The following is a 7,365-nucleotide window of genomic DNA, read 5'->3' as shown; positions in this document are numbered from 1 at the left end:
CGGCCGGGGAGGTCACCGCGGCCACGATCGTGTCGGTCACGAACGCGACCGAGTGTTCGTCGACCTCCTTGTGTTCGACGATGGTGCGGTAGTAGAAGGAGCCGTTGATCATCGCGGTGAGCAGTTCGACGTCGACGTCGGGACGGACCTCACCACGCGCGATGCCCCGCCGGACGATCACGCGCATCGCCGCGGGGAAGCGGTCGAGGAAGGTCCGGACCTCGCCGTGGAACTCCTCGTCGTCGGCGCAGGCCGCGACCATGCCCGCCATCGTCCGCCGCACCCCGGGCTGCCGGTACAGCTCCGCCCGGTCGCGCAGAAACGCGGTGACCTCGGCGCGGAACGAACCCAGATCGGGCACATCCCCGGGAACGACGAACCGATCGATCGCGGCGATCAGCACTTCCCTCTTGGCCGGCCAGCGGCGGTAGACGGTCGGCTTGCTGACCCCGGCGCGGACCGCGACGGCGTCCACCGTCACCGCCGCATAGCCCACCTCACCCCACAGCTCCAGTGCGGCATCGAGGATGGCGGCGGTGGTCCCGTCGTCCAGGGGGCGCCCCCGGCGCCGCTGTTGCCGCACGGACACCGTCGACTCCTCCGACTCCTCCTGAGCGCCACATTGATATACGTAACGTTAACGTTTCGTATATACGGACGTCAATGCGAGCCGACCGGTCCCGCGCCGGTGAGGAGGGTGGAGGCAGGACCGTGGCCGACGATCGGCCGTCCGGCGACAGGACGGGGCCGCCACCCCGCCGGACAGGAACCTCTTCGTGAGCGGTCCGGTCAGTGATCGATCCGGCGCAGCCCGGTGCGATAGTGCGCGCCCGCCTCGACATAGCCGCGGATCGCGGAATCCAGCCACGCCGGGTCGATCCGGCGTGCCCGCAGGGTCACGGGCACGCCGAGCGCCATGGTGTCCGCCGGCACCTCGAACCCCTCGGGCACCAGGGCCGCCGCGCCGACCACCGCGCCCGTGCGCACCACGGCCCGGTTGAGGGTGACCGATCCGGAGCCGATGAGACAGCGGCGCTCCACGGTGCAGCCCTCCAGATGCGCGTTGTGGCCCACCACGCACTCCGGGCCGATCACGGTCGGCCAGTCCGGGGTGGTGTGCAGGACGGTCCCGTCCTGGATCGAGGTCCGTGCCCCCACTTCGATACGTCCGCCGTGATCACCGCGCAGTACCGCGCCGGGCCAGATCGTGGCGTCCTCTCCGATGGCGACCCGCCCGATGACGACGGCGTCCGGGTGGACAAAGGCGCTCGGGTGGATCTGCGGCTCATCGGCTCCGAGAGCGTAGACGGGCATGGTGCGTCCTCCTCAACGCCCCCGGGCGGGTGCCGGAAGGCGGATGCGGCCGTGCCGGAGTGGCGTACCCGGTTCCGCGGGCGGCCTCGACATTAACGTTTCGAACATACCTGACCGATATTTGTCGCGACCCGTTCCGGTCACCGCAGGTCCCATACGCCGCCTCGGCCGGACGCGCGGTCCCGGTCAGTCGAGCCACTCCCGCAGCAGCCGCTGCCAGGAGGCGTCGAACCGTTCCCACTCCTCCCGCAGCACCCGGGCCGACCAGCGGGCGGGTGTCAGTTCATCGGGCAGCAGGGGGTCGTCCGCGAAGTGATGCGTCACCGCGGCGGCCACCATGAAGCCGGGCGCCAGGGCCTCGACGACGCACTCGTCCAGGTCGATCTGGGTCCTCGCCATCGACGCCCGCAGCGACTCGGCCAGTCGCTGCCAGGCCCGCAGGTCCCACAGCCGGCCCACCAGATCGGCCGGGTCCTGGTTGCCGGAGGCGATCATCGTCTCGCACTGCCGTCCGACGACCGCCCGGTCGTCACCGAGCCGCAGCGGATCCAGGTTCCTGGGCCGCATCCACAGCCCCTCGCGGTACTCGCCCAGCCGCAGATTGTGCATCGCCGAACGCAGCGCCACCCGGTCCCCCGCGTTCCGCCGGTCCAGCCGCACCATCTCCAGCTCGAACGTGCCGTCCCACGGCAGCATCTCCGGAACCCGGCTCATCGACTGCCGCACCCGCCGCCCCGCCAGCCGGCCCGCCAGCGCGTACCGGCCGTCGCTCATCATCAGCTCTCCCCCGGCGACCATGCGGGAGAGCGTGACCCGGGCCGTGGTGTCGGGAACCCCGAAAAGGCCGCAGAAGCGCACCACCTGACGGCTGGTCAGTCCTGCTGGATCACTGCCCAGCAGCGCGGACGCGATGATCGAACGGGCCTTCAACGGCCGCAGGCCCAAGTCCCGCCACATCAACTGATACTGGGAGACCTCGTTCGGCGTGCCCCCTCCTGTCGTCCCGGTCATCGTGCAGGACCACCCGCCCGTGCACCCAGGGGCCGGACACCCGGCATGGGCGGGCAGTGCGGTGTGGGGGTTGTCATCATCAGGTCCGTCTCGGTTCTGCTCTGGCGGTACGCGGTCAGGTACGGGCAGCGGGCGGGGTGCGGGCCGGCGCCGTACCGCCGGGCGCCCGCGCCCGCCCTGGCTGTGTCTTGTCCGTCTTCTTTATCAGATCTTCGCCGATGCCAGTGTGCCGGGAGCGAAAAGCGCCTCGGGTTCGATCCGCGACGGGATCAGCCCCTGCTCATGGGAGTAGCGGATGAACGTCCGCAGAGTCTCCCGGTTGCGCTCGATGCCGTAGGGCCAGTAGTCGTCGGCACCGAGCACCTCCCGCGCCTCCTCGGCCGCCGCGGTCAGCCAGGGCAGGCTGTACTTGAGGGCCGTGGTCTCCCGCAGATCGTCGAGCGCCCGCCGCTTGGACTCCTCGAACGCCTTGGTGAGCGACTGCGCGGCCCAGGGGTGGGCCTGGAGCACGTCCTGTCTGACGACCACGGTGTGCATGATCGGGAAGATGCCCGTCGTACGGTAGTAGTCCTGCTCGACCCGGACGTAGTCCTCGAACAGCCGCCGCACCCTGGGCGAACGCCGGGCGAAGCTGGAGGGCATGTGCGCGGTGTAGAGCGCGTCGATCTCCCCCGATTCGAGCATGTCGGACAGGGTCCGGTCGTCGCCGATGGGCTCGACCACGATGTCCGCCGGCAGGTCCATCGGCTGTTCGCGCCTGCCCGGCTGCTCCAGTCCGCCGGTGGCGTACCGGACGCTGTTCACCGGGACACCGTAGTGGTCGGCCAGCATGCCCTTGATCCACACCGCGGCCGTCATCTGGTACTCGGGGCAGCCGACGCGCTTGCCCACCAGGTCGCTGGGCGACTCGATGCCGCTGTCGGCGTTCACGTAGATACAGGAGTGCCGGAACATCCGGGAGGGAAAGACGGGGATGGCGGTGAACGGCCGGTCCTGAAGGCCGGCCAGCCTGGTGTACCAGGACAGGGACATCTCCGACGCCTCGAACTCGCCGAAGTGCAGCATGCGGAACGCGCTCTCCGGCATCATCAGCGGCAGATAGGTGAGGGCGATGCCCTCCGGTTTCACGGACTCGTCACTGAGCGCGCTGGTGCGGTCGTAGTCCCAGCAGGCGAGCGTCATCGGGATTCTGGCCATCGGTCACCTCTTCCGGTTCGTGGTGGTCGGGTCGGGGGCGGCGGTCACCATGGGTAGAACCCCTGACCGCTCTTCCGGCCGAGCTGCCCCCTGGCGACGAGGTCGCGCAGCAGCCCGGGCGGTTCGAAACGGCTGCCGAGGGTCTTGGCCAGATGCTCGGCGATACCGAGCCGGACATCGAGTCCGACGAGATCGGTCAGCCGCAGCGGGCCGACGGGATGGCGGTATCCGAGGACCATGGCGGTGTCGATGTCCTCGGCGGGTGCGACACCCTCCTCGACCATACGGATCGCCTCAAGGCCCAGCGCCACTCCGAGTCTGCTGGTGGCGAAGCCGGGTGAGTCCCGGACCACCACGGGTGTCTTGTCCATCGTCAGGACCCAGCCGACCGCCCTCGCGGTGACATCGGGTGCCGTGGCGTCCGTGGTGACGACCTCGACCAGGCTGCTGGCGGGGACCGGATTGAAGAAGTGGAGCCCGATGAACCGGCCGGCGGGGGGTGCGGCGAGGGACAGTTCGCCGATGGGCAGGCTGCTGGTGTTGGTGGCGATGACCGCCGACGCATCGACCGCGCGGGCGATGGCCGCGAGCACCTTCGTCTTCAGGGCGGGTGATTCGGAGACGGCCTCGACCACGAGTCCGGCGGACGCGGTGCCGTCGATCGACGTGGTCGTCACCAGCCGTGCCAGTACCCGGTCGGCGGGCGCGTCGAGGGTGCCCCGCTCGGCACTGCGCGCCACCGCGCGGGCCACCCTTCCCCGTGCCGCCGCGGCGGCTTCGGCGTCGGTCTCGACCAGTGTCACGGCGCTGCCCGCGAGCAGCAGGGCGTGGGCGATGCCCGAGCCCATCCGGCCGCCGCCGACGACGGCGGTCTCGGACGGCAGTGCCACCGCGGGGGCCTGCTGCCGCGCCGTCCGGCCACCGGGAGCAGGCACCCGTGGTGCCCCTGCGGGGGCGGGCCGCCGAGCCGGTGTCATGACGTCTCCCGGGCAGGCCCGCGCCCGGCGAAGTCGGCGATCAGCCGGTTGAGCCGCTCGCTCGCGTCGACCGGTACGAGATGGGCGGCGCCCTGGACGGTGGCGAGGGTGGCGTCCGGCATGGCTCCGGCGAGTGCCGCCCCGACTTCGGGGGGCACCACCCGGTCCTCGGCACCGTGGACCACCAGGGTCGGCGCCGTGATGGGGGCTGCCATGGACAGGGGCTCCCACCCGGCCAGTTGTCCCACCGCCTCCAGCGCCACCGGCAGCGGTGTCCCGGCGAACATACGGCCCAGCCAGGCCACCGTGGCGTCGGACACGTCATCGGCGCAGATGGCCCGCGCGGACTTGGCGGCGAAGTCCGGCCAGTCCCGCAGCATGGCCCTCGGCATCTTCCCGTACGGCGCCGTCGCCGCGCTCGGCACGCCGATCAGCACGAGTCCGCCGGCCCGCCCCGGATGCGCGGTCGCGAGTTCCATCGCCACGGCGGCTCCGTAGGCGAATCCGACCACCGTGACCGCCGGGGCCGACAGCTCCGCCAGCTCCGACAGCAGGTCGGCGAGATCGGCGGCGTGCCGGTCCAGCGAGTAGGGGCCCGCAAGCCCTGCGGATTCGCCGAAGCCCGCGAGATCGACGCCGACCACCGTGAAGGAGTCCGCGAGCGCCGCCTCCTGGTACATCCACATGCGCCGGTCCAGGCACCAGCCGTGCACGAACAGCACCACGGGGCCCTCGCCCCGGCGCTGGTAGCTCAGTCCGCGCCGCGACCGCGACCGCAGGTCCCGGGGCTCCGCTCCGTACGAACCCGTCATGAGGGAAGTCCCTTTCTCGCCCACTCCTGCACCGTCCCGGTCCGGAGCTTCCCGACGTGGTCGCGGGGCAGGGCCGCCACGAACTCGATCCGCCGGGGATACTTGTAGGGCGAGATCGCCCCTTTGACATGGTTCTGCAGCTCACGCGCCAGCACCGGTGAGGGCGGGTATCCGGGCGCCGGGACGACATAGGCGGCGACGATCTCCTGCCGCTCCGGGTCGGGGGCGCCGACGACACACACCTCCCGGACCCCGGGGTGGCTGCCGAGGGCTGCCTCGACCTCCGCGGGCACCACCTTGTAACCCGCGGTGCTGATCATGAAGTCGGTACGGCCCAGATAGGTCGCGTTGCCCGAGGGCTCATAGCGGATCAGATCGTCGGCGAGCGTCCAGCCCTCCACCACGTCCCGCCGCTGCAGTTCGGGGCGCCGCCAGTAGGTGAGCCCGCTCGGACCGCGCACGGCGAGCCTGCCGACCGTCCCGTCGGCGACCTGCCGGACACCAGGCCCGGGGTCCGGCTCCACGGCGAGTGCCGTGTACCCGGGGGACGCCCGGCCCAGTGAGGCCGGCTCGAAGTCCTCACCCTCGCGGGCGGCGAGGGCCCAGCCCGCGAACGCGGTACTGCCGAAGTTGTTCATCAGTTCGAGGCCGCGCTCGCGCCACTGGTCGCGTACGGGCGAGGGCCCGGAGGTCTGCCACATGGCGTAGGCGCGGTGCAGCGACGACACATCGAGGGACGGGTTCCGTTCGAGCGCGGACGCCAGTCCCGACCAGGCGATGGCCACGGCCGTGTACGTGCCCACCCGGTGGCGCCCGATGGCCTCGGCGACCACCTCCGGGTCCGCGAAGCGTTCGATGAGGACGGCGGTCGCGCCGTGCAGCAGGGTGAAGTTGGTGTGGAAGATGAACCCGAGAGCGTGCCCGACGGGGGCGGCGGCGGCCCACACCTCGCCCGGCCGCACCCCGGTGGCCCGCCCGGTGGCATGGCCGGCGAGCAGAAACCGGCGGTGTGTGTGGTAACAGCCCTTCGGCTGCCCCGTGGTACCGCCGGTGTGCCAGACGAGGGCGACATGGTCCCCGGAGCGCGGCGGTACGGTGAAGTCCGCGGGTGCCGACTCCACCAGCCTCGCCCAACTGGTGTACGGGGAGGACTCCTCGCCGGGTCCGTAGACCACGACCCGCTCGACACCGCCGCCGTCGACCGCCGCCGCCAGGTGTTCCGGCTCGGGGTCGTCGGCGTACGCGATGAGGAAGCGCGCCTCGGCGTCGTCCAGGAAGTACCTCAGCTCGGCGCCCTTGGCCTGAACGGGTGTGGGGACGACGGCACCGCCCGCCTTCCAGATCGCGATGGCCGCGACCAGGGCCTCGGGGCGGTTCGGCGACCGGATCGCGACCCGGTCGCCGAGCCGCAGTCCGAGGCCGACCAGCGCGCCCGCGAGCCGGCTGCTCTCCCTGGACAGCTCGGTGTAGGTCCACCGGCGTCCGGTCTCGTGGTGGATCAGCGCCGTGGCGGCGCCGAGTCCCGCCGCCACCTGGCGGTCGGACAGCTCGACCCCGGCGTTGGCGTACTCTCCGACGGGCGCCCCGGGAAGGTCGGTGTACACCGGCTGGAGCTCGGGCGGGACGAGGTAGTGATCCGGGATGCTCGTGCCCACGGGGTGGTTGTCTCCCACAGGGTGCTTCCCTCCAATCGTTCTGAATCCTTCGGGTTACTGGAGCGGGTTCTCCTCCGGCCGGCCGTGGTCCGCTGTGTCTTTCACCGGCCCGGTACGGCTCCGGTATGGCTCCCGTACGGTTCCGGTACGGCTCCGTACGGCCCGGCCGGAAGCGGTCAATGCGGTCCGGAGGCGAGCGCGTGCGGCTCGAACACCCTGCGCATCTCCGCGGTGACGGCCGCCAGATCGGGTCCGGCGGCGAGAACGCACCGGTCGGGCCGTACGACGGCGATGTCCGCGCCACGGCGGTCCAGCCAGCGGGACACCAGTTCACGGTCCGGGCCCAGCTCGTCGAGGGTAACCACGGCGGTGCCCTCGAAGGAGGACCACCAGCCGGCC

The 7,365-nt window shown here is 71.5% G+C and carries 8 protein-coding genes; all 8 read right to left on the bottom strand.

Annotated elements, in window-relative coordinates:
* Positions 1 to 589 (bottom strand): TetR/AcrR family transcriptional regulator (locus tag ACWF94_RS27685; protein ID WP_453494084.1); only part of this gene is annotated, 589 nt, incomplete at its 3' end.
* Positions 590 to 789: 200 nt separating this feature from the next.
* The gene (locus ACWF94_RS27680; protein ID WP_453494081.1) at positions 790 to 1,314 is read right to left on the bottom strand and encodes a gamma carbonic anhydrase family protein; all 525 of its coding nucleotides are present in this window, start codon (positions 1,312 to 1,314) and stop codon (positions 790 to 792) included.
* Positions 1,315 to 1,500: 186 nt separating this feature from the next.
* Positions 1,501 to 2,325 carry a PaaX domain-containing protein, C- domain protein gene (locus ACWF94_RS27675; RefSeq protein ID WP_453494078.1) on the bottom strand — a complete coding sequence of 275 codons (825 nt, stop codon included), beginning with the start codon at positions 2,323 to 2,325 and terminating at the stop codon, positions 1,501 to 1,503.
* A 204-nt stretch (positions 2,326 to 2,529) separates the two neighbouring features.
* Complete coding sequence (locus tag ACWF94_RS27670; RefSeq protein WP_453494075.1) at positions 2,530 to 3,522, bottom strand: ABC transporter substrate-binding protein; 993 nt, start codon at positions 3,520 to 3,522, stop codon at positions 2,530 to 2,532.
* Positions 3,523 to 3,566: 44 nt separating this feature from the next.
* The gene (locus ACWF94_RS27665) at positions 3,567 to 4,457 is read right to left on the bottom strand and encodes a 3-hydroxyacyl-CoA dehydrogenase family protein (RefSeq protein WP_453494072.1); all 891 of its coding nucleotides are present in this window, start codon (positions 4,455 to 4,457) and stop codon (positions 3,567 to 3,569) included.
* A gap of 38 nt (positions 4,458 to 4,495) precedes the next feature.
* Positions 4,496 to 5,311, bottom strand: coding sequence for an alpha/beta fold hydrolase (locus ACWF94_RS27660; protein ID WP_453494069.1), 816 nt, complete (start codon positions 5,309 to 5,311; stop codon positions 4,496 to 4,498).
* The gene (locus ACWF94_RS27655) at positions 5,308 to 6,966 is read right to left on the bottom strand and encodes an acyl-CoA synthetase (RefSeq protein ID WP_453494066.1); all 1,659 of its coding nucleotides are present in this window, start codon (positions 6,964 to 6,966) and stop codon (positions 5,308 to 5,310) included. The genes ACWF94_RS27660 and ACWF94_RS27655 overlap by 4 nt, the downstream gene beginning before the upstream one ends.
* Before the next feature lie 176 nt (positions 6,967 to 7,142).
* Positions 7,143 to 7,365: hypothetical protein (locus ACWF94_RS27650; RefSeq protein ID WP_453494063.1), on the bottom strand; the 223-nt coding region annotated here is incomplete at its 5' end.

It is taken from the genome of Streptomyces sp. NPDC055078 (assembly GCF_053607985.1).
Note: the sequence above shows the minus strand (reverse complement) of the source record. Positions and strands in the feature narration are given on the sequence as shown.